The sequence below is a fragment of the Streptomyces sp. NPDC001970 genome (assembly GCF_053594115.1).
In genome coordinates this window covers 22,191-42,812 of the sequence record NZ_JBSFDW010000016.1, presented here as the reverse complement: position 1 = coordinate 42,812, position 20,622 = coordinate 22,191, and the positions used below count along the sequence as shown (strand labels likewise).

Below are 20,622 nucleotides of genomic sequence, written 5' to 3'. Positions count from 1 at the left end.
GGTGGGGCATGAACGCCCTGGTCAACGCGATCGTGATGCTGGGCATGCTGGTGATCGTCCCGGCAGGCCTCCAGCTCGTCGGGGGCCCTGACCCGGTGCCGCTGCGCCGGCTGTGGCCGCTGCCGGCCGCCGCCGGGGCTGTGGCCCTCTGGCTGCCGCGCGGACCCGTCGCCACGGCCCTGGCCTCGGCGTACGCGCTCGCCACCGTCGCCCTCGCCCTGCACGCCCCGGCCCGGCTGCGGCGCACCCGCTCGCTCTCGCCCGCCGAGATCGCCGTGCTCACCGCCCTCGTCACTCCCGCGGTCGCCGGTGTCGCCCTGGTGGCCGAACGCTCCGGGCACCGCCTCTTCGGCTTCGACCTGGAGATCCTGGCGCTGACCGTGCCGCACTTCCACTTCGCGGGCTTCGCCGCGGCGCTGGTCGCGGGCCTGGTGTGCGGGGCCGCCGACTCGCCGGCCGGCCGTTTCGCGGCGCTCAGCGTCCCGCTCGGCACGCTGCTCGTCCTCGGCGGTTACTTCGTCGGCGACTGGGCCGAGCTGGCCGGGGCCCTCGTCCTGACCGCGGGCATGTGGGCCGTCGCCCTGCTGACCTGGCGCGATGTGCGCACAGGCAGGGCCGAACGGATGACGCGCGGACTTCTCGCGGTGTCTTCGGCCGTTCTGGTGGCGACGATGCTCCTCGCACTGAGTTGGGCGGTGGGCGAGGCCACCGGTCTGCCGCACCCGAACCTCACCTGGATGGCCGCCACCCATGGTCTCGGCAACGCGCTGGGCTTCGCCCTCTGCTCCGTGCTGGCGTGGCACCGACTGAAGGAGATCACCGCATGAACACCACCGACGGGCTCAGCTACCGCGAGATCGGAGCGACCCGCCTCGGCCCTCTCCCGGACGGCTACCACCACCTCCACCGCCGCACCCGCATCGGCCGCGGTCGCGCCGTCTTCGAGGCCGCCGGCAGCGCGGTCACCACCTGGCGCATGCACCGCGAGGCGGGCGCACGGGTGCGGGCCTCCTCGCCGCACGCCGAGCCGGGCACGGCCGTCGAGCTGTCCCTGGGCGTCGGGCCGCTGCGGTTCCGGGCCTCGTGCCAGGTGATCTGGACGGAGTACGAGGCGCTCCGCACCGGTTTCGCGTACGGCACCCGTACCGGTCATCCGGAGTGCGGGGAGGAGTGCTTCGTCGTGGAGCTCGGGGACGACGGTTCCGTCTGGTTCACCGTGATGGCCTTCAGCAGGCCGGCCACCTGGTACACGCGGCTCGCCGGGCCCCTCGTACCGCTGCTGCAGCGCCTGTACGCCCGCAGGCTCGGCGCCGTACTGCAACGCATCGCGGCCCAGGCCGATACTGGAGGTACCGGAGGTCCGCGATGGAGTGGTTCACGGCACCCGACTACTGGCTGAGCAGGCTGGTCTTCCAGCGGGCGCTGGCCGTCATCTACCTCGTCGGCTTCCTGAGTGCCGCCCTCCAGTTCCGGGCGCTGATCGGGTCACGCGGCATGCTCCCGGTGCCCGGGTACGTGCGTCTCGTGCCGATGCGGCGGGCGCCGAGCATCTTCCAACTCCACTACTCGGACCGGTTCTTCGCCTGCTGCGCCTGGGCGGGGGCGGTGCTGTCGGCGGCACTGGTGGGCGGAGCGGCCGACCGGCTGCCGCTGTGGACCGCGATGCTGTGGTGGGCCGTGCTGTGGGCGCTGTATCTGTCGATCGTCAATGTGGGGCAGACCTGGTACGCCTTCGGCTGGGAGTCACTGCTGCTCGAGGCTGGATTTCTCGCGATCTTCCTCGGGAACGAACGCACCGCGCCGCCCGTGCTGGTGCTGTGGCTGCTGCGCTGGCTGCTGTTCCGCCTCGAGTTCGGCGCGGGACTGATCAAGATTCGCGGCGACGAGTGCTGGCGCAGGTTGACCTGCCTCTACTTCCACCACGAGACACAGCCCATGCCGGGCCCGCTGAGCTGGTTCTTCCACCATCTGCCGGGGCCGCTCCACCGGACCGAGGCCGCGGCCAACCACGTCACCCAACTGGTGGTTCCGGTGCTCCTGTTCACCCCTCAGCCGGTCGCGAGTGCGGCCGCGGGTGCGATCGTGCTCACCCAGCTGTGGCTCGTGCTGTCCGGCAACTTCTCCTGGCTGAACTGGCTGACGATCACGCTGGCACTGTCCGCCATCGACGGCTCCCTGGTCACCGGGCCGCATCCGCTGCCGGCCCCGCCGCTCTGGTACGCGGTCGTCGTCATCGCCGTGACCGTCATGGTGCTGGTCCTCAGCTACCACCCGGTGCGCAATCTGCTCTCCCGGCGCCAGGCGATGAACCGCTCCTTCGACCCGCTGCACCTGGTCAACACGTACGGGGCCTTCGGCACCGTCGGGCGGGTGAGGTTCGAGGTCGTCGTGGAGGGGACGGACGAACCGGTGCTGCGCCCCGGCACGGTCTGGCGGGAGTACGCGTTCCACGGCAAACCGGGCGACATCCGACGACTGCCGCGCCAGTTCGCCCCGTACCATCTGCGCCTGGACTGGCTGATGTGGTTCGCGGCGCTCTCCCCCGCGTACGCCCGACCCTGGTTCGGCGCCTTCGTCGAGCGGCTGCTCGACAACGACCGCGACACGCTCAAGCTGCTGCGCCACAACCCGTTCCCCGACGCACCGCCGGTGTTCGTCCGTGCCCGGCTCTATCACTACGAGTTCACGAGCTGGCGGCAGTTGCGGGCCACCGGCGCCTGGTGGCAGCGGCGCTATCTGCGGGACTTCCTGCCGCCGAGCCGGCTGAGCACGACGGACACATCCGCCGAAAGAGTGTAAACAGTGAGCAAAAAGGATGTAAACAACCTCGTACCCCCTGGCCCAGCCCGGGCCAGGGGGTACGTCATCCAGCAACCGGATCAGTCGATGCCTTGCAGGATGTGCGGTTCCTCGAGGTCGTCCTCGTATCCGGCGAGGCGGATGGGTGCGGACCTGGCCCAGACTTCGAGGCTGCCGAGTTCGTCGGGCCTGCCGGCCCGTTCGCCGCGTTCTGCCGGTCGCTGGTCCTGCTTTGTCACTTCAGTTGTCACCGCGCACTCCTCGTGTGTCGCGTAACAGGGGGACAAGGGCCATTCGGTCGCGGTGGCGCCGTTTCCAGGCGGGATCGCGGCCGTGGTTGTGGGCCTGGTCCCAGGACGGTCGAGGGGTTTCGTGGGCCCTCGGTGGCCGTCCGCTGGACACCAGCCTAACCAAATGAGCACCCTTGCGCTCGATGGGGCTCGTCACATCGAGGGTTTCTGTACAGGAAAATCCTCAGAAATGGCGGCCCATCGGGTACAGGAAACCCCCGGACGGCCCTGCGCGCCCGGGGGTTTCGGCCGAACGGGTTACCAGTTGGCCGGTGCGTAGTCCTTGAGGAAGCAGCCGTAGAGGTCCTCGCCGTCCTCGCCGCGCACGATCGGGTCGTAGACGCGGGCGGCTCCGTCGACGAGGTCGAGCGGGGCGTGGAAGCCCTCGGCCGCGAGCCGGACCTTGTCCGGGTGCGGGCGCTCGTCGGTGATCCAGCCGGTGTCGACGGCGGTCATCAGGATGCCGTGGGTCTCGAACATCTCCTGGGCGCTGGTGCGGGTCAGCATGTTCAGCGCGGCCTTGGCCATGTTGGTGTGCGGGTGGCCCGCGCCCTTGTAGCCACGGCTGAAGACACCCTCCATGGCGGAGACGTTCACGACGTACTTGCGCTTCGCGGGCGACGCGGCCATCGCCGGGCGCAGCCGGCTGATGAGGATGAACGGCGCGGTCGAGTTGCACAGCTGCACCTCGAGCAGCTCGACCGGGTCGACCTCGGAGACGGTCTGGATCCAGCTGTTGGTGTCGTGCAGATCGGGGACGAGGCCGCCGGCGTCGATGGCGGTGCCCGCCTCGATCCGGGCGAGCGACGCCGAGCCGGAGACCAGTGCGAGCTCGGTGACGTCCTGGGCGGTGAGCCCTTCCGACCGGGGCCCGGGCAGGGCGGCCATCCGGTCCACGGTGCCGCTGCCGAAGGTGCCGATCACCTGCGCGGCGGGCAGCTCACCGGCGGGCAGCGGGGCGCCCTCGGCGGCGACGAGCTCGCTGTACGCCTGCGGGGAGCGGCGCACGGTCTGCGCGGCGTTGTTGATCAGGATGTCGAGCGGGCCCTCGGCGGCGACCGAGTCGGCGAGCGCGACGACCTGCGCGGGGTCGCGCAGATCGATACCGACGATCTTGAGGCGGTGGATCCACTCATGGCTGTCCGGCATCGCCTTGAAGCGGCGGATCGCGTCGTTCGGGAAACGCGTGGTGATCGTGGTGTGGGCACCGTCACGCAGGAGCCGCAGCGCGATGTACATGCCGATCTTGGCCCGGCCGCCGGTGAGCAGTGCCCGGCGGCCGGTGAGGTCGGTGCGGGCGTCGCGGCGGGTCCGGTTCTCGGCGGCGCACTTCTGGCAGAGCTGGTGGTAGAAGGCGTCGACCTCGACATACCGGGTCTTGCAGATGTAGCAGGACCTCGGGCGCTGGAGTATGCCCGCGACCTCGCCGAGCACGGAGGACGACGGCAGAAGTCCCTGCGTCTCGTCGTCGATGCGCTCGGCGGAGCCGGTGGCGGTGGCCTCGGTGACCGACCTGTCGTGGGCGGTCTTGGCGGCGCGGCGCTCCTGGCGGCGGCGCTGCTTCACGGTCCGGTAGATGCCGGCGGTGGCCCGGCGGACCGCGATCGCGTCGGGGTGGTCGACCTCGAGGCTGTCGAGCTCCTCGAGAACGCTCAGGCAGACGGCCAGGCGCTCCGGGTCGATGCCCGGCCCGTACTCCTGGTCCGGTGCCTGGTCCGGCCCGCACTCCTGGCCAGGGCCGTCCTGTGTCACCGTCATCGCCGCTGCCGTTCCGTTCGCTGTGTCGCGTGAAGTTTCCAAAAGCGGAACTTTACGTCAGTCGGGGGAGCCGACGCCAAACCGTCTCGTTGCGGACCGTTCCCGGTCGGAGCTGGAGGCGGCCTCCGGAGCATGACAAGATCCCTCATCGATGACTGGGATCACGAGCTGCGTCCTGTGCGGCGGAACGGTCGCCCCCGACGGCCACTGCTGGCATTGCGGCGAGGCGCAGCCGGCTTTCCGCTCGCATGTGGAGATCACGACGGACGACGGCGCGGCAGGAGTGAGCGACCGCGGCAAGCGGCGCGGCACCAACGCGGACGCCATGGCCCTGACCAGGACGGGCATGTGGACGATCGGTGTCGTCTGCGACGGCGTGTCCATGTCGCCGCGGGGCGAGCGAGCCGCCCGAGTCGCGGCCGAGGTGGGCATGACCGCCCTGGCGGAGCGGCTGCGCGCGGGCGCCGTGCCGGAGGTCGCCCTCGACGAGGCCGCCGTCCGCGCAGGCCGCGCGGTCGCCGCCTTGGCCGCGTCGGTGGACGCGGCACCGGCGTGCACGTATGTCGCCGGCATCGCCGGCCCGGAGGGCCTCTGGAGCGCCTGGATCGGCGACAGTCGTGCCTACTGGCTGCCGGACGAGGGGCCGGGTATCGCGCTGACCGAGGACGACATCGGCGAGCACGAGGCCCTCGCCGCATGGCTGGGCGCCGACGCCGGCGAAACGGCACCGCGCATCCGCAGCTACCGGCCACCGGGGCCCGGCCGGCTGATGCTGTGCACCGACGGGCTGTGGCGCTGCCTGCCGGACCCCGACGCGCTGCGGGGCATGCTCGTCCGGCGCAGACGCGCACCCGCGGGCGGTGTCGGACTGCTGGAGGATGCGCGGACGCTGGTGGATCACGCCCTGGACGCCGGCGGCCACGACAACATCACCGCACTGCTCATCCCCGTCACGCCCGCCACGCCCGGCAGGCCCGCAGGGCGACCGTGACCGGGGTGACCGGCCCCGTGGGCGGCGGGAGTCACAGCACGGGTTGCCCCTTGCCGAGGGCGATCACCCCGCCCTTCGACACCGTGTAGAGCTCCTGGTCCCTCTCGGGGTTGACGCCGATCGTCGCGCCGGGCGGCACGTTCACGTTCTTGTCGAGGACGGCGCCACGCACCACCGCCCCGCGTCCGATGCGGACGTTGTCGTGCAGGACGGAGCCCTGGACGACCGCGCCCGGCTCGACCGTCACGCCGGGTGAGAGGACGGAGCGGGTGACCTGGCCGCGGATCACACAGCCGGGGCCGACGACCGACTCGCTCGCGATCCCGCCCGCGCAGAATCTCGCGGGCGGCAGCTGCCCCGGGTGTGTGTAGATGGGCCAGCGGCGGTTCTCGAGGCTGAAGACGGGCTGGTCGGCGAGGAGATCCATATGGGCTTCGTAGTACGAGTCGAGCGTGCCCACATCGCGCCAGTAGCCGTGCTCCGCGGGGCTCTCCCCGGGCACGTGGTTGCTGTCGAAGTCGTAGAGCTGCGCCGTCCCCCGCTCGGTGAGCATCGGGAGGATCGAGCCGCCCATGTCGTGGACGGAGTGCGGGTCCTCGGCGTCCCGGTGGAGTGCGTCGATCAGCACCTTGGTGGTGAAGACGTAGTTGCCCATCGAGGCGAAGACCCTTCCCGGGTCGCCGGGAAGCCCCGGTGGATCGGCGGGCTTCTCCAGGAAGCGCTCCACACGGGCGCCGTCCGACGCCGGGCTGATGACCCCGAACGACGAGGCGTCGGCGCGCGGCACCCTGATCCCGGCGACGGTGACTCCCGCTCCGCTCTCGATGTGCTGCTTCAGCATGTGGCGCGGGTCCATGCGGTAGACGTGGTCGGCGCCGAACACCACGATGTGGTCCGGCTGTTCGTCATGGACCAGGTTGAGGGACTGCAGGATGGCGTCGGCGCTGCCGAGGTACCAGCGCGGGCCGAGCCGCTGCTGCGCCGGCACGGGTGTCACGTAGTTGCCGAGGAGGCTGGACATCCGCCAGGTGGTGGTGACATGGCGGTCCAGCGAGTGCGACTTGTACTGGGTCAGCACGCAGATCCGCAGGATGTCCCCGTTGACCAGGTTGGACAGGACGAAGTCGACGAGCCGGTACGTGCCGCCGAAGGTGACCGCGGGTTTCGCCCGGTCGGCGGTGAGGGGCATCAGCCGTTTGCCCTCGCCGCCCGCCAGGACGATTCCGAGCACCGAAGGTCCACCGCGCATCGCGCCCCCTCACGCCGTCACGCCGTCGGCATCCGCCGTCAGCTCGCCTTGAGCGTCTCCTCGTACACGTCGTACGTGCGCCGGGCCACCTGGTCCCAGCCGAACTCGCGGACGGCGCGCTCCCGTCCCGCCTCGCCCATCCGCCGTGCGGTGGCGGGGTCGTCGAGCACCCGGTTGAGGGCCTCGGTGAGCCCGTTCTCGAAGTCGCGCGGATGCCGGGCGTCGTACGGTACGAGCAGCCCGGTCAGCCCGTCGTCGACGACCTCCGGGATGCCGCCGACGGCCGATGCGACGACCGCGGTGCCGCAGGCCATCGCCTCCAGGTTGACGATGCCGAGCGGCTCGTACACGGACGGGCAGACGAACACGGCCGCATGGCTGAGGAGTTGGACCACGTCCGCGCGCGGCAGCATGTCGGGGATCCAGTGCACGCCGTCGCGCGCCCGCCCGAGCTCCTCGACGAGCTCCCGGAACTCGCCGCCGATCTCCGCGGTGTCCGGCGCCCCTGCGCACAGGACGAGCTGGGCACCGGGGTCGAGTGCGCGGGCGGCGCGCAGCAGATGCGGGACGCCCTTCTGGCGGGTGATGCGGCCGACGAAAAGAACGAACGGGCGGCCGGGGTCGATGCCGGTGCGCCGCAGCACGTCCGTGCCGGCGTCGGGGCGGTAGAGAGCGGTGTCGATGCCGTTGTGCACGACATGGACCCTGGCCGGATCGAGGGCGGGATAGCAGCCCAGGATGTCGGCACGCATCCCGTGGGAGACGGCGATGACGGCGTCCGCCGCCTCGATCGCGGTCCGCTCGGCCCAGCCGGACAGGGCGTACCCGCCGCCGAGCTGCTCGGCCTTCCAGGGCCGCAGCGGCTCCAGCGAGTGCGCGGTGACGACGTGCGGGATGCCGTAGAGCAGCTTCGCGAGGTGTCCTGCGAGGTTCGCGTACCAGGTGTGGGAGTGGACCAGCTCGCGACCCGCGAGCGCGGCGGCCATCGACAGATCGACGGAGAAGGTGCGCAGCGCGTCGTTCGCGCCGTCGAGCCCGGCGAGTGCGGCGTGGCGTACGACACCGCCGACGGCAGCGCTCTCGCCCCAGGCGTGCACGTCGAGGTCGGCCAGGGCCCGTAACTCCCGGGCGAGGAACTCCACATGGACTCCTGCGCCGCCGTAGACATCCGGCGGATACTCGCGCGTCAGCAGTCCCACCCTCATAGGTTGATGGTCACTCAGATGAGGCCGGTGCGGAAGACCTCCTGCACGCCCGCCTACCGTTTCGGCGGGCGGTCGAAGACGCAGTCGCCGCACAGCCCGCCGCCGGGAACGCGGTAGTAGAGGCAGCACGTGGTTCTGCGCAGAGCCGGGCCGTGCACGGTGCCGGAGAGATCGGGGTGGTCCAGCAGCCCGGCGGTGAGGTCCGCGGCGCGCCTGGCGGTCTCGGGGCGGCCCTGGGCCCGGGACCAGCGGGTCAGCTCGCGCAGCGCTCCGGCGAGTGCCGAGCCCGCGTTGCCCCACAGCAGCCGGGGCGAGATCCGCACGTCGTGGCGGATCGCGTCTGCGAGGGGCACGAGATGGCCGTGGTGGACGGCCTCGCGGATGGCCTCGACGGTGCCGGGGAGGGGCCGTGCCCGCGTCCAGCGGAGGTCGTCGGGCGCGGGGAGGTCCGGGTCCCAGTGCAGGGCCGCGGCCGCCGGGTCGGGGAATTCGCCGTACAGTGCGGCCGGGCCGAGCGCCGTGGACCAGAGCCGGGCCGCGAGCCCCAGATGGGCGATGGAGGCGGCGACCCGGCGCTCGGGGGTGCGCAGCCGGTCCGCGACCCGGTCGACGCGGGCGGTCAGCGGCGCGAGGTCTCCCGCGTACAGGCGGGCGATGGGCAGGTTTCCGGTGCCGGGTTCACCGGTCCGTACCGCGAAGTACCCGCCGACGGAGGCCGCCTCGTCCCAGTCCATCCGCTCCCCGCCTCGATACAGCTGTTCGTTCCAGGCCCCCTTGCCATGTCACGTTGCCGTGTCACGTTGCCATGTCACCTTCCCACGCCACCCTTCAAGGCCGCCGGGCAGGACGGTCCGTGGCCCGGGCCCGACCTCGACCCGGACGACGGAGTGCTCTGATTCGATCGGATTTGACGCTGATCTGATGGAAAAGGACTGAAAAGTCGCTCGGATTCAGGGCGCGGCGTTGTATTCCCGTAATCGTGTACTCCGTCGGCAGTACGACCAATTGCCTGCTCAAGGACGACGACGGGGGCGGTCCGCGGGGGAGATCGTGGAGACCATGAGCTCCCTCGCACTGTCCGTGCTGCTGTCACTGGTCTCGGCGGTCGCCTACGCGGCCGCGGCGATCGTGCAGGAGCGCGTGGCCGCCGACGCGTCCGGCAGGCCCTACGCCCTGCTGCGCAACGCCGGGTGGTGGACCGCCGTCGGTCTGAACGGAGTGGGCGGGCTGCTGCATGTGATCGCTCTCGCGTACGGGCCACTGAGCCTGGTGCAGCCGCTCGGTGCGCTGACCATCGTCTTCGCGCTGCCCATGGCCGCGGTGTTCGTACGGCGCGGGGCCGGCGCGGCCGCGTGGCGGGGCGCGCTCATGGCGACGGCGGGACTCGCCGGGTTGCTGGCGCTCACCGGACCCGCGGACTCCCGTGCGCCGGGCGGCGCGGGGCGGCTGGTGCTGGCCGCGGCGGCGTTCGGAGCGATCGCCGCGGTGCTCCTCGCCGCGCCCCGGGTGCACCGTCCCGTGGTGCGCGGCGTGGTGCTGGCGGGAGGTGCGGGAGTCGCCTTCGGGGTCGCTTCGGTGTTCATCAAGATCGCCGCGGAGGATCTGACGGAGCTGCCCGGCGGCGCGGTGAGCGAACGGCTGCCGGCTCTGCTGGTGATCGCGGGCCTGGCCGCTGCGGGACTTCTGCTGTCGCAGGCGTCGTACCGGGGCGCGGGCCTGGCCGCGCCGCTGGCGACCGTGACCGTGGTGAATCCGGTCGTCGCCGCAGCGGTCGGCGTCACCCTCTTCGGCGAGGGTTTCCGGTACGGCGCGACGGGCACCGCTGTGGCGGTGGCGTGCGCGGCGGTTGCCGCCGCGGGGCTGGTGCTGCTCACCAGGGAACAGCCCCGCGCGGCGGCGGCCGATGCCTCAGATCGTGACGCCGCGTGCCCTGAGGTAGGCGAGCGGATCGACATCGGAGCCGTACCCGGGCCCCGTCCGCACCTCGAAGTGGAGATGCGGTCCGGAGCTGTTGCCGGTGGATCCTGAACGCGCGATCCGCTGCCCGCCGCCGACCTGCTGGCCCTCGCGCACCGTGATGGCCGAGAGATGCGCGTACTGGCTGTACCTCCCGTCGGCGTGCCGGATGACGACCTCGTAGCCGTACGCGCCGGCCCAGCCCGCCGAGACGACCCGGCCGGCGGCGACGGCCTTGACGGAGGTGCCGGTGGGCACGGGGAAGTCCACGCCCGTGTGGTAGCCGCTGCTCCAGGCCGAACCGGCCTTGCGGTAGGGGGTGCCAGGGCCTGCGGCGACAGGAGCGGCGTAGCCGCCGGTGCGGGTGGCCGGGCGCTCGGCCCGCTCACTCCGCTCCTCGGCCCGCTGCTGCTTCTTCCGTTCCTGCTGCTTCTGCTGCTGCTCCTGTGCCCTCTGCTTCTGCTGCGCCGACCGCTGGTCGGGGGCGGTCTTCGCTCCGGTCCGGGACGTCGGCGGCCGGGAGGTCGCGGCGCTCTCCGGCTGTGCGGGAGTCGCCGGGCGCGGTGGCGCCACGATCTGCGTACGCAGCCGCTGGCCCGGGAGGATGAGGTCGGGGTCGTCGCCGACGACGGTCCGGTTCGCCTTGTAGAGCGCCTGCCAGCCGCCCCTGACCCGCTGCGTCTCGGCGATCCCGGAGAGCGTGTCGCCTCGGGCCACCGTGTACATCTCGCGCTGGGTGGGGACGGTGGTCGGAGTGGCGGCCGGGGCCGGCTGCTGCTGCCGGGCACGGACGGGCTCGGCCTTCGTCTCGCCCCGGCGCTCCGGCGTGATGCCGGGCGCGTCGCCCCCGCGGGCCAGTCCTGCCCGTACGGAACAGTTCGGCCAGGCCCGCGGCCCCTGCCCCTCGAGCACCTTCTCGGCGATGGCGATCTGCTGGTCCTTGGTGGCGAGGTCGGCGCGCGGGGCGTAGGCCCTGCCGCCGTACTCCTCCCACGTCGACTGGCTGAACTGGAGGCCGCCGTAATAGCCGTTGCCGGTGTTGATCTGCCAGTTGTTCGTGGACTCGCAGGCCGCGACCTTGTCCCAGACGTCCACGGACGCGGCGTCGGCGGTGCCTGCGCCGATCAGCGGCAGGGCGATGCCCGCACCCCCCGCGGTGACGGTGAGCGATGCCCGGTTGATACGGCTCGGCTGGTAGCGACGGTGTCGTCCGCGAACGGCCATGGTCCCCCCTTGAACGCATCAGCAGCCGTCAAAGCTAGGGGCTGGGAACAGGCCGTGACAAGGGTCGTGGAGGAGGCGCCACGTCGCACGCGCGAACCGCCGTGAGCCGCCGTGAGCCGCCGTGGGCCGCCGTGAGCCGCCGTCCGGGAATCATGCGCCGCTCGGGCGACTTGAGCTCTCATGAACGCGGTGCACCTCGGACACGTATCCATACTGGCCACAGGGAGGGGCACTTCCGACCGACTCCAGGAGCACACGCATGAGTGGTACCGCCCAGATCGGCGTCACCGGCCTCGCGGTGATGGGCCGCAATCTCGCCCGCAATTTCGCACGCAACGGCTTCACGGTCGCTGTGCACAACCGGACCGCCGCCAGGACGCGCGAGTTGGTCGAGGCGTTCGGCGACGAAGGCTCCTTCGTGCCGGCCGAGCGCCCCGAGGAGTTCGTCGCAGCACTGGAGCGGCCACGCCGTCTGGTCATCATGGTCAAGGCGGGCGATCCGACGGACGCCGTGATCGAGGAGTTCGCCCCGCTGTTGGAGCCGGGCGACGTCATCATCGACGGCGGCAACGCGCACTTCGCGGACACCCGGCGCCGCGAGCGCGAACTGCGCGAGCGCGGAATCCACTTCGTGGGTGTGGGCATCTCGGGTGGTGAGGAGGGCGCGCTGCACGGGCCGAGCATCATGCCGGGCGGCTCGGAGGAGTCGTACGCCTCGCTCGGTCCACTGCTGGAAAAGATCGCCGCGAAGGCCCCGGACGGCACGCCCTGCACCACGCACATCGGCCCCGACGGCGCGGGCCACTTCGTGAAGATGGTGCACAACGGCATCGAGTACGCGGACATGCAGCTGATCGCGGAGGCGTACCACCTGCTGCGCTCGGTCGCCGGCTACTCCCCCGCGAAGATCGCGGAGACGTTCAGGGGCTGGAACACGGGCCGGCTCGACTCGTATCTGATCGAGATCACGGCCGAGGTGCTGGCGCACACGGACGCGGCGACCGGGAAGCCGTTCGTCGACATCGTCGCCGACCGGGCCGAGCAGAAGGGCACGGGCCGCTGGACCGTGCAGATCGCGCTGGACCTGGGGGTGCCGGTCTCCGGTATCGCGGAGGCGGTCTTCGCCCGGTCGCTCTCCGGGCACGCCGATCTGCGGGAGGCCTCACGCGACCTTCCCGGGCCGGTGCCGCAGCCGCTCGGCGAGGAGGAGGCCGCGCGCTTCGCGGACCAGGTCGAGCAGGCCCTCTACGCGTCGAAGATCGTGTCGTACACGCAGGGCTTCCACCAGATCCAGGCCGGCAGCGACGCCTACGACTGGAACATCGACCTGGGGGCGGTGGCCTCGATCTGGCGGGCGGGCTGCATCATCCGGGCGGCGTTCCTGGACCGGATCCGCGCCGCCTACGACGCGCAGCCCGAGCTGCCGAGCCTGCTGTCGGACAAGCAGTTCGCCGAGGAGATCGGCGCGGCGCAGAACGACTGGCGTGCGGTGGTGGCGGCCGCCGCACGCCAGGGCGTGCCGACGCCCGGCTTCTCGGCGGCGCTGGCGTACTACGACGCGCTGCGCGCGCGGCGGCTGCCCGCGGCGCTGACCCAGGGCCAGCGTGACTTCTTCGGCGCGCACACGTACCGGCGGACCGACCGCGACGGGTCGTTCCACACGCTGTGGGGCGGCGACCGGTCGGAGGAGCGCACCGGCTGAGCCCGCTCAGCCGGGCGGGCTCGGCGACGGTTCCGGCTCCGGCACCGGGATCGGGGCCGGCGGCTCCGGAACCGGTCCCGGGGCCGGACCGGGCGGCGGCTCCGGCGGGGGTACGGGGGTGGGGGGCCCGGGCCCCGGTCCCAGGGGGTCCGGTGGCGGGGTCGGGATGGGAGGTGTGGGAGGGGGCTGCGGCTGGGTCATGAGGGGCTCCCGGGGTCGGTGGGGCTATGGCTCCAGGTTCTCGCCTTGCGGGTGCCCACGCGCGGCGGATCCAGTCCTCGGCGCGCGGCGGCCGCGGCAGCGGCGAGGGCGGGCGCGGGCCGGAGAGCACGGGAACGGCCGTCGTGGCGGTCGGCGGCACCGGCCATGGACGCCTGGGCCGGCACGATCACCTCGGCGGCGCGTACACCGTCGACGGCCGCCGCCGCGGCGTCCCGACATCCGTCCCGGTCGCCGGCCTCGAACAACTCCCAGGCACCTCGACCACCTTGGCACGAATGCGCGGACTGACTGCGCCCCCCGATTCGTTGCCGATCAGCGCGACGATGGGCTCCAGAGTGCTCGCGAGCGCCGCGACGACCGCGATGCCGCGGTGGGCGCCGGCCGCGCCGCGGCCATCGGCCGGTCCAGGCGGAGCACGGGTACGGCGAAGGCCTCGGCGCACCGTCCGCGACGGCGCCGATCGTGGAGCAGGCGCACAGAACGGCACGCGCCCCCCTGGGCGACGGCCGCGACGAGGGCGGCCTCGACGACGGCCTCGACGGCGGCCGAGTCCGGACCCTCGGCCCTGCCGCGTACCTGCAGTTCCTCGTCCACCGCATGCCGCGGTTCCAGCCCTGGGTGGTCGAGGTCCCGCAGCACGTTGAAGAGGGGGACGTGGACCGGGGGTGTGTGCAGCCAGCGCGAGCACGCGCGCGGAACCGGCGGGCGTGGAGCCGACGGACGCGGAACCGGCGGGCGTGGAGCCGACGGACGCAGGCTCGACGAACGCAGGATCGGCGGGCAGCGTCGTCACATCCCCGGGTGCTCCACACGCAGCTTCCGCTCCGCCTCGCTCACCAGCTCGGCAGGTGGCACGGGCGCCTCGTCGGGGTGGCGCTGCGCCCACTTCGCGGCGTACGAGCAGAGCGGCACGACGGTGACGCCCTCGCGCGCGGCCATCGAGTGGAACTCCCGGACCAGCGAGCCGGCCACGCCCTTGCCCTCGTGCTCGGGCTCCACGACGGTGTGCACCGCGACGAGGGCCGCGGGCTCTCCGCTCATCGTGAAGTAGGCGATGTGTCCGGCGAACACGCCGTCCTCGTAGGCCTCCAGCCGGCCCTTTTCCCGGTCGTCGCGGAGCTCGCGATCTGCCATGACAATCTCCTCGGTCGGATGACGCCGATGCCAGGGCCTGCTCCGGAAACCTGCTCCGGAAACCAGGCACGGGGCCATTCTCCGACCCCTCTCCGTCCGCTGCCGGGCCGCCCGAGTGGCGGAGCCGGGGCGAGGAGTGCCCTGGGGCGCGCGCCGACCGTGCGATACATTTTGCCGCGCCTTGACCGCGATCATTTTTAGACACGGAGACTGGCTTCTCAATGACCGACATAGTCAACGGACTTGGCCGGGCCACCGCCTACGGTGCCCTCGGCGTGGTCCTGCTGATCCTCGGCATCGTCCTGGTGGACGTGCTGACGCCCGGCAAGCTCGGCCGGCAGATCTGGGAGGAGCGCAACCGCAACGCGGCGCTCCTGCTGAGCTCCGCGCTCCTCGGCATCGGCGGCATCGTCTTCACGTCGATCTGGACGACGTACGACGACTTCGGCAAGGGCCTCGTCTCGACGGCCGCCTTCGGTGTGCTGGGGCTCGTGCTCATGGCCGTGGCGTTCCTGATCGTGGACCTGGTCACGCCGGGGAAGCTGGGGGAGACGCTGGTCGAGCCGGAGCCGCACCCGGCGGTGTGGGTGACGGCGTCGTGCAATCTCGCGGTGGCGGCGATCGTCTCGGCATCGATCGCCTGAGCAGGCCGTACTGGCCGCCGACGGCAGACGACGGGCCGGCGTGTCGCGACACCGCGATACCCGGCCCGTCGCCGTGTCCGCACGCACCGTATCCGCACACACGTCCGAGCTGCACGTCGGGCGATACGGGTTGATGCTGGTAGTCAGCCCCTCGACATCGGATCGCCCGGAGGCACAGATGAGTCAGGACAAGACCGAAGAGCCCGAGAGCAGGCGGGCGCCGTTGCGGATCTGGACCGGATCGGAACGCCCCTTCGACCCCGAGGACCTGGTGATGGCGTCCGGCCGCGAGCCGACGCCGGCGAACCTGGAACGCGCCCGCAAGGAGATAGAGGAGAAGGGCGCAGCGGCGCTGGAGCGCTACCTGCCCTGACGGGCACCCGCTGTCCGTGCCGCCCGCCGGGTCGGAGGCGGCGGCACCGGACGGCAGCTTTTCGCGGCTCGTCGAAGCCGCCCCGACAGCAGGTCCGAACGGCCAACCAGCTGCCAACCAGCTGTACAGAGACCGCTTTTCGCCGCCTCAGAGGTGAAGGTCGACCATGACCCGTCACGCAGAGCAATGACATGTGATGCGCGTGTGACCCTGTCGTGTTTGCCTGTCACATGGCCCCGGAAGGAGGAGCCATGGCGACAGCAGGTGAACCCGTCAGGACGCCCGAACAGCTCCGGGTGATGGCCGAGGAGCTGACCCGCGGCGCGGAGCGCTGCAACGATCCCGAGCACCGGGAGCGGCTGCGCCGCAAGGCCGAGCAGCTGCGCGACCAGTGCGAGGACACCGGCACGCGCACCGGCGACAGCCGCGGTGGCAGTGAGCACGGCGACGGTGGCTCGGCCCCTGGCGCGCGGGCACGGCGTCCACGGCCGGACCGGAAGCGCGGCACCTGACAGGGCGGCCTACGCGCGGCGGGGCGCCGTGATCTCCGCCCATACCGTCTTGCCGGTGCCATGCGGAGCGGAGCCCCAGGCGCGGGCGAGCCGTCCGAGGACGATGAGCCCATGGCCTCCGGGTACGGCAGGGTCCGCATGAGGGCGGGGGTGGGGAGGGACAGGGCTCGCGTCGGTGACCTCGATCCGGAGCCGCTCGGACGTGCAGTGGAGCACCAGCTCCTCCGGACCGCCGGCGTGCAGACAGGCGTTGGTGACCAGCTCGGAAACGACCATGAGCACGTCCTCGGTGACGGCCCTCCGCTCGTCCGTCTCGTGCCCCTCGTCCAACTCCCACGCCTCGTCGAACTCCCAGGCCTCGTCGAACTCGTACACCTCGCCGGCCGGGACGTGGCTCCAGGCGTACGGATCGTCGTCCATGCCGCCGTCCGGGAGCCACCCCCAGTCCGCGAGCGCGGCCCTGCTGAAGGCACGGCAGCGCCCCACGGCCCCCCGGGCTTCGGAGAGTACGAGTCTCCGGGTCTCACCCTGCGCCGGAAGTGCCGCGCTCACGGCTACTCCTGCCGGGGCTCCGCCAAGGCCTCACCGAGGCTCGCGTACCGGTGGAAGACCGCGCCGGCGCCCGTGATGGCCAGCATCCGCGCGACCTGGGGCCGCAGCGCCGCCAGCTCGATGCGAGCGCCGGTCTCCTTCGCCGCGAGGCGGGCCCGCAGCAGCAGGTTCAGACCTGTGGAGTCGCAGAACAGCAGCTCGGAGCAGTCGACCAGGATCCGTCGCGCGCCGCCCGCGATGGTCTCGTCCAGGGCTGTGCGCAGCGGTTCGGCCGTGTCGTGGTCGAGCTCGCCCGTGACCGCGACCACCGCGACGCCCGGCTCGGGCCCCGGCCGTACGTCGACGGCGAGCCCGCCGCCTTCGCCGGTGTTCCCCGGCCATCCGTCCCGTGCTGACCCCATGCCCGGTTCTCCTGGTCCGTCCGGCCCCCCGGTGACACACCCGACTATGACACCGCTACCGGCTCCCCGCCCCCGCCCGTCGGCGACCGTGCCGCGCTCCGATGACTAGGCTGACATACGGGCCCTTCCTCCTCATTAGCGGCGAAAGCTGGCGTACGCGATGAACTCACCCCGTGATTTCGAGCTGGTGGCCGTGACGATCCAGGTAGAAGGGCGTCCCGACATCCCCGTACCGCTGCCTCCCGAGGGCCCGGGCGATCCGGACGGCGAACGGCCGCAGGTGGCTCCGCTCACGCTGAGGGCAGGCACGGAGTTCCGGACGCGACTGGCGTTCACCGTCCGCTCCAAGCACGACATCGATGGGCTCCGGTACATCGACGAGCGCAGCAGGCAGGGGGTGACCATGACCCACCGGGAGACCCTGCTGGGTGACTACCGGACCGGTGGTCCGTACGAGATCGTCCTCCCGGCGGAGCATCTGCCGACCGGCCATCTGGCACGGGACGTGTACGAGGTCACCGGCACGTTCGTCGACAAGGAGGGCACGGAGCTCGGGCGGGAGACTCACCGCTTCGAGATCATCAAGGACTGGCCGCACTGAGACCGGGCGACGGGGACGGTGTCCTCGCGTCGCGGCGCGCGCGTCGCCTTCGCGTCACCGCCGCCGGTCACCGCGTCACCGCCGCCGGTCACCACGTCACCGCCACGGGTCACCGCGTCACCGCCGCCGGTCACCACGTCACCGCCGCGGGTCATGGCGACGCCGACGAGGACGACGACCATGCCCGCGACGACCCGGAAGCCGATCTGCTCGTCGAGCACAACGGCCCCGAGCGCCACCGAGACGACCGGCAGCAGATAGCCGACGGTGGCGGCGCTTGTCGCACCCTCGTCGGCGATCAGGCGGTAGTTGAGGTGGAACGTGAGCCCGGTGCCGAAGATCCCGAGGACGGTGACGGCGATCAGGGCGGTCACGTCGGGGCGTACCGCTGTGAGTCCGCCTCCGGCGGGCAGGGCGAGCGCGCCGAGGGCGCTCGCGGTGGCGAGCTGGGCGGCGGAGAGCGCGAGGGGCGCGGTGCCCCTGCCGGTGAGATGACGGCCCATGTAGGCGAACGCGACGGCATAGCTGGCCGCGGCCGCGAGAAGGGCGAAGGCGCCCCAGCCGATCAGTCCGCTCCGCTGCCAGGGCGCGAAGATCAGCAGTGTGCCGGCGAAGCCGAGCAGGAGTCCGCCCAGGCGGAACGGGCGCAGCGCACGCCCGCGTTCCGTGCCGATCGCGATGCCGATCAGCAGCGACCACAGCGGAGTTGTCGCGTTGAGCACGCCTGCCACGCCGGAGTCGACGGTCTGCTCGCCGATGCTGAAGAGGAAGAAGGGAAGGGCGTTGCAGAAGAAGGCGGCCACGACGAGATGGCCCCAGGTCGCGCGGTCGCGGGGCAGTCGCTGCCGCGCCGACCAGGCCGGCACGAGTAGTACGGCCGCGCCGAGCACACAGCGTGCGACGGTGATCTGGAGCGGCGTCAGGCCGTGATTCAGGGCCAGTTTGATCCACAGGAAGCCGGATCCCCAGAGCAGGGCGAGCACGCCCATCCGCACCGCTGTTCCCCGCCCGCCGCCGCTCGCTCCGTGGCCGCTCGTCATGAGTTCTCTCCCCTGCCCGCTGATGCACGCCGATGCCCGTCGCGTCCTCAGGGCAACGGTCACGCATCAGATTCGACAGGACAAGTGAAATGTTCTGCATGGACGATTAACCTGTACTACATGCTCAATGTGAGACGGATGCAGGTTCTGCGGGCTGTCGTCACCAGTGGCTCGGTGACGGCGGCGGCCACCCGCCTGGGGTACACGCCGTCCGCCGTCAGCCAGCAGGTGGCGGCCCTGGAGAAGGAAGCGGGCATGGCGTTGCTCGAACGGGTGGGCCGGGGCGTCCGGCCCACCACGGCCGGGCTGCTGCTCACCGAGCACGCCGCCTTGATCAGCCGGCAGGTCGCCGAGGCGGAGACGGCGCTGGCCGATTTGCGCGAGGGGCGTACGGGCCGGCTGTCCGTCCGTTACTTCGCCACGGCCGGTGCACCGCTCGTGGCGCCCGCGCTCGCCCGGCTGCGCCGCGACCACCCGGGCGTGCAGGTCGACCTGAAGCTGATCGACCCCGACGACCCCCTGCCGGAGGTCAAGGAGGGCCGGGCCGATGTGGCGCTCGTCGTCCGCGCGCACGACCGGTCCGTCGACGGCGTGCGGCTGGAGCATCTGCTGGACGATCCGTACCGTGCCGTCCTGCCCAAGGGCCATCCGCTCGCCGCGAAGCGCACGCTCGACCTCGCCGATCTCGCCGATGAGCCCTGGGTGGGCAGCGAGTGGCCGGGGCCCTGTCTCGACACCGTGCTCGACGCATGCTCCGCCGCCGGTTTCGGCCCGGGGTTCGTCGTGGACAGCGAGGACTACGCCACGGCGCAGGGGTTCGTAGCGGCCGGTCTCGGCATCAGCCTGATCCCGCTGATCGGGCTGCGGAACCCCCATCCCGGCGTGGTCGTGCGCAAGGTGCGGCGACCGGAGCCGGTGCGGGTCATCCACGCGGCCGTACGGGATTCGGCGCCGGCCGAGCCCGCGCTGCGCGTCCTGCTCGACGCGCTCAGGGACGCGGCGGCCGCCGCCACGTAGCGCCGGGGGGAACGTCAGCGGAAGGTGGTGCGGGCACCTTCTCCGGCCGGTCCCGAGCACCGCACACCGCGTTCCGCCGTGCGACTCTTGAGATGAGCCGGCGCGCGGAACGGAGGCCCCCTGATGAATTCTTCCATGCGTATGACAGCCGCCCTCTCGGCCGAGCATTGCGCCCGGCTGCTGGAGATCGCCGAAGAGGTCAAGTTTCCCGAGGGTGCCACGGTCTTCGAGGAGGGCCATCGGGCCGACCACTTCTGGATCATCAGGTCCGGCACGGTCACCCTCCACATGCCGCTGCCGGAACGGCGCCCGGCCGTGATCGAGAACCTCGGCTTCGGTGAACTCGTGGGCTGGTCATGGCTGTTCCCGCCGTACGTGTGGCAGTTGAGCGCGGAGGCGATGACGCCGGTCCGTGCACAGGAGTTCGACGCACTGACCGTACGCATGATGATGGACGCCGACCCGAGGCTCGGTTCGGCGATCGGGCAGTGGGTCGGCAGAGTGCTCGCACACCGGCTCCATGCGACGCGTGTCCGTCTGCTGGATCTCTACGCGCCGCACGGCAGCGGCTCCACGCTCTGATCTCTGCGGTGCGCCGCCCTCTGCGACCGCTGCTCGGCGGCCCGGACCGGCTCTACGTCGCGGCCTCGGGCCAGCCGTACGGGACGAGCCCGTCCTCCGGTCCGCCCCCGACACTCTCGAGGTCGCGGTTCGCGACCCGCATCAGCTGGGTCGCGAGGTCCTTCATGGCACGGCTCGCCGCGAGTTCGTCGCCGATCTCCGGGACGTCCACGTCCTGGGGGTTGCACCGGGCAACGCCCTGGCCGGTGTAGGTCGTGGTGCCGGTGTCCAGGACGGCCCTGGCCCTGGTCGTACCGTCCTCCTCGACGAGGACCACGCCGACCTGCCACTCCAGCGTCCGCGTCATGGCGTACCTCCTCACCCGCTCCCC

Annotated in this window: 24 protein-coding genes; 12 read left to right on the top strand and 12 right to left on the bottom strand. The window is 71.8% G+C overall.

Annotated elements, in window-relative coordinates; all coding sequences use genetic code 11:
- Positions 1-8 precede the first annotated feature (8 nt).
- From ACWCP0_RS20345 to ACWCP0_RS20335, 3 genes are read left to right on the top strand one after another with little or no spacing between them, the layout of a single operon-like run.
- The gene (locus tag ACWCP0_RS20345; protein ID WP_451080193.1) at positions 9-827 is read left to right on the top strand and encodes a YndJ family protein; all 819 of its coding nucleotides are present in this window, start codon (positions 9-11) and stop codon (positions 825-827) included.
- A complete protein-coding gene (locus ACWCP0_RS20340; RefSeq protein WP_451080192.1) occupies positions 824-1,399 on the top strand; it encodes a DUF1990 family protein in 576 nt (191 codons plus the stop codon). The genes ACWCP0_RS20345 and ACWCP0_RS20340 overlap by 4 nt, the downstream gene beginning before the upstream one ends.
- On the top strand, positions 1,366-2,799 hold the full coding sequence (locus tag ACWCP0_RS20335) for a lipase maturation factor family protein (RefSeq protein ID WP_451080191.1): 1,434 nt from the start codon (positions 1,366-1,368) through the stop codon (positions 2,797-2,799). The genes ACWCP0_RS20340 and ACWCP0_RS20335 overlap by 34 nt, the downstream gene beginning before the upstream one ends.
- A gap of 80 nt (positions 2,800-2,879) precedes the next feature.
- On the opposite strand, the gene ACWCP0_RS20330 is transcribed toward ACWCP0_RS20335, so the two are convergent.
- Entirely contained in the window at positions 2,880-3,050 is a 171-nt protein-coding gene (locus tag ACWCP0_RS20330) for a hypothetical protein (RefSeq protein WP_451080190.1), read from the bottom strand.
- Between the two features lie 297 nt (positions 3,051-3,347).
- Positions 3,348-4,847, bottom strand: a complete 1,500-nt coding sequence (locus ACWCP0_RS20325) for an SDR family NAD(P)-dependent oxidoreductase (RefSeq protein ID WP_451080189.1) — start codon at positions 4,845-4,847, stop codon at positions 3,348-3,350.
- A 151-nt stretch (positions 4,848-4,998) separates the two neighbouring features.
- On the opposite strand from ACWCP0_RS20325, the gene ACWCP0_RS20320 reads away from it, so the two are divergent.
- Positions 4,999-5,838, top strand: a complete 840-nt coding sequence (locus tag ACWCP0_RS20320) for a PP2C family protein-serine/threonine phosphatase (protein ID WP_451080188.1) — start codon at positions 4,999-5,001, stop codon at positions 5,836-5,838.
- A gap of 31 nt (positions 5,839-5,869) precedes the next feature.
- On the opposite strand, the gene glgC is transcribed toward ACWCP0_RS20320, so the two are convergent.
- From glgC to ACWCP0_RS20305, 3 genes are read right to left on the bottom strand one after another with little or no spacing between them, the layout of a single operon-like run.
- Positions 5,870-7,087 carry a glucose-1-phosphate adenylyltransferase gene (gene glgC, locus ACWCP0_RS20315; RefSeq protein ID WP_451080187.1) on the bottom strand — a complete coding sequence of 406 codons (1,218 nt, stop codon included), beginning with the start codon at positions 7,085-7,087 and terminating at the stop codon, positions 5,870-5,872.
- A gap of 38 nt (positions 7,088-7,125) precedes the next feature.
- Positions 7,126-8,292 (bottom strand): glycogen synthase, encoded by a 1,167-nt coding sequence (gene glgA / locus ACWCP0_RS20310; protein WP_451080186.1) that lies wholly within the window; start codon positions 8,290-8,292, stop codon positions 7,126-7,128.
- Between the two features lie 53 nt (positions 8,293-8,345).
- The gene (locus ACWCP0_RS20305; protein WP_451080185.1) at positions 8,346-9,026 is read right to left on the bottom strand and encodes a (2Fe-2S)-binding protein; all 681 of its coding nucleotides are present in this window, start codon (positions 9,024-9,026) and stop codon (positions 8,346-8,348) included.
- Positions 9,027-9,351: 325 nt separating this feature from the next.
- Here ACWCP0_RS20305 and ACWCP0_RS20300 point away from each other — a divergent pair, with 325 nt between their 5' ends.
- Positions 9,352-10,320, top strand: a complete 969-nt coding sequence (locus ACWCP0_RS20300) for a DMT family transporter (RefSeq protein ID WP_451080184.1) — start codon at positions 9,352-9,354, stop codon at positions 10,318-10,320.
- Here the strand turns inward: ACWCP0_RS20300 and ACWCP0_RS20295 are convergent.
- Complete coding sequence (locus tag ACWCP0_RS20295) at positions 10,201-11,472, bottom strand: transglycosylase family protein (protein ID WP_451080183.1); 1,272 nt, start codon at positions 11,470-11,472, stop codon at positions 10,201-10,203. The genes ACWCP0_RS20300 and ACWCP0_RS20295 overlap by 120 nt on opposite strands.
- A gap of 259 nt (positions 11,473-11,731) precedes the next feature.
- Between ACWCP0_RS20295 and gndA the strand changes: the two genes are divergently transcribed.
- Positions 11,732-13,174: an NADP-dependent phosphogluconate dehydrogenase gene (gene gndA, locus ACWCP0_RS20290; protein WP_451080182.1), complete on the top strand. Its 1,443-nt coding sequence runs from the start codon at positions 11,732-11,734 to the stop codon at positions 13,172-13,174.
- Between the two features lie 197 nt (positions 13,175-13,371).
- Here the strand turns inward: gndA and ACWCP0_RS20285 are convergent, their stop codons facing one another.
- Both ACWCP0_RS20285 and ACWCP0_RS20280 read right to left on the bottom strand, forming a co-directional pair.
- Positions 13,372-13,641 carry a hypothetical protein gene (locus ACWCP0_RS20285; RefSeq protein ID WP_451080181.1) on the bottom strand — a complete coding sequence of 90 codons (270 nt, stop codon included), beginning with the start codon at positions 13,639-13,641 and terminating at the stop codon, positions 13,372-13,374.
- 544 nt (positions 13,642-14,185) lie between these two features.
- Positions 14,186-14,608 (bottom strand): GNAT family N-acetyltransferase, encoded by a 423-nt coding sequence (locus ACWCP0_RS20280; protein WP_451080180.1) that lies wholly within the window; start codon positions 14,606-14,608, stop codon positions 14,186-14,188.
- A gap of 143 nt (positions 14,609-14,751) precedes the next feature.
- Here ACWCP0_RS20280 and ACWCP0_RS20275 point away from each other — a divergent pair, with 143 nt between their 5' ends.
- From ACWCP0_RS20275 to ACWCP0_RS20265, 3 genes are all read left to right on the top strand, one after another.
- Positions 14,752-15,174 (top strand): DUF350 domain-containing protein, encoded by a 423-nt coding sequence (locus tag ACWCP0_RS20275; protein WP_451080179.1) that lies wholly within the window; start codon positions 14,752-14,754, stop codon positions 15,172-15,174.
- Positions 15,175-15,352: 178 nt separating this feature from the next.
- Complete coding sequence (locus tag ACWCP0_RS20270; RefSeq protein ID WP_351227356.1) at positions 15,353-15,547, top strand: hypothetical protein; 195 nt, start codon at positions 15,353-15,355, stop codon at positions 15,545-15,547.
- Positions 15,548-15,798: 251 nt separating this feature from the next.
- Positions 15,799-16,059: a DUF6381 family protein gene (locus ACWCP0_RS20265; protein WP_451080178.1), complete on the top strand. Its 261-nt coding sequence runs from the start codon at positions 15,799-15,801 to the stop codon at positions 16,057-16,059.
- A gap of 9 nt (positions 16,060-16,068) precedes the next feature.
- Here ACWCP0_RS20265 and ACWCP0_RS20260 read toward each other — a convergent pair whose 3' ends face one another.
- Complete coding sequence (locus tag ACWCP0_RS20260; RefSeq protein WP_451080177.1) at positions 16,069-16,611, bottom strand: ATP-binding protein; 543 nt, start codon at positions 16,609-16,611, stop codon at positions 16,069-16,071.
- Positions 16,612-16,613: 2 nt separating this feature from the next.
- The gene (locus ACWCP0_RS20255) at positions 16,614-17,012 is read right to left on the bottom strand and encodes an STAS domain-containing protein (protein ID WP_451080176.1); all 399 of its coding nucleotides are present in this window, start codon (positions 17,010-17,012) and stop codon (positions 16,614-16,616) included.
- A 160-nt stretch (positions 17,013-17,172) separates the two neighbouring features.
- Here ACWCP0_RS20255 and ACWCP0_RS20250 point away from each other — a divergent pair, with 160 nt between their 5' ends.
- A complete protein-coding gene (locus ACWCP0_RS20250; RefSeq protein ID WP_451080175.1) occupies positions 17,173-17,613 on the top strand; it encodes a hypothetical protein in 441 nt (146 codons plus the stop codon).
- Here ACWCP0_RS20250 and ACWCP0_RS20245 read toward each other — a convergent pair.
- On the bottom strand, positions 17,577-18,653 hold the full coding sequence (locus tag ACWCP0_RS20245) for a DMT family transporter (RefSeq protein ID WP_451080174.1): 1,077 nt from the start codon (positions 18,651-18,653) through the stop codon (positions 17,577-17,579). The genes ACWCP0_RS20250 and ACWCP0_RS20245 overlap by 37 nt on opposite strands.
- Before the next feature lie 120 nt (positions 18,654-18,773).
- On the opposite strand from ACWCP0_RS20245, the gene ACWCP0_RS20240 reads away from it, so the two are divergent.
- Positions 18,774-19,670 (top strand): LysR family transcriptional regulator, encoded by an 897-nt coding sequence (locus tag ACWCP0_RS20240; RefSeq protein ID WP_451080173.1) that lies wholly within the window; start codon positions 18,774-18,776, stop codon positions 19,668-19,670.
- Positions 19,671-19,805: 135 nt separating this feature from the next.
- Complete coding sequence (locus tag ACWCP0_RS20235; RefSeq protein WP_451080172.1) at positions 19,806-20,252, top strand: Crp/Fnr family transcriptional regulator; 447 nt, start codon at positions 19,806-19,808, stop codon at positions 20,250-20,252.
- Between the two features lie 52 nt (positions 20,253-20,304).
- Here the strand turns inward: ACWCP0_RS20235 and ACWCP0_RS20230 are convergent, their stop codons facing one another.
- On the bottom strand, positions 20,305-20,598 hold the full coding sequence (locus ACWCP0_RS20230) for a DUF1876 domain-containing protein (protein ID WP_451080171.1): 294 nt from the start codon (positions 20,596-20,598) through the stop codon (positions 20,305-20,307).
- Positions 20,599-20,622: the final 24 nt, after the last annotated feature.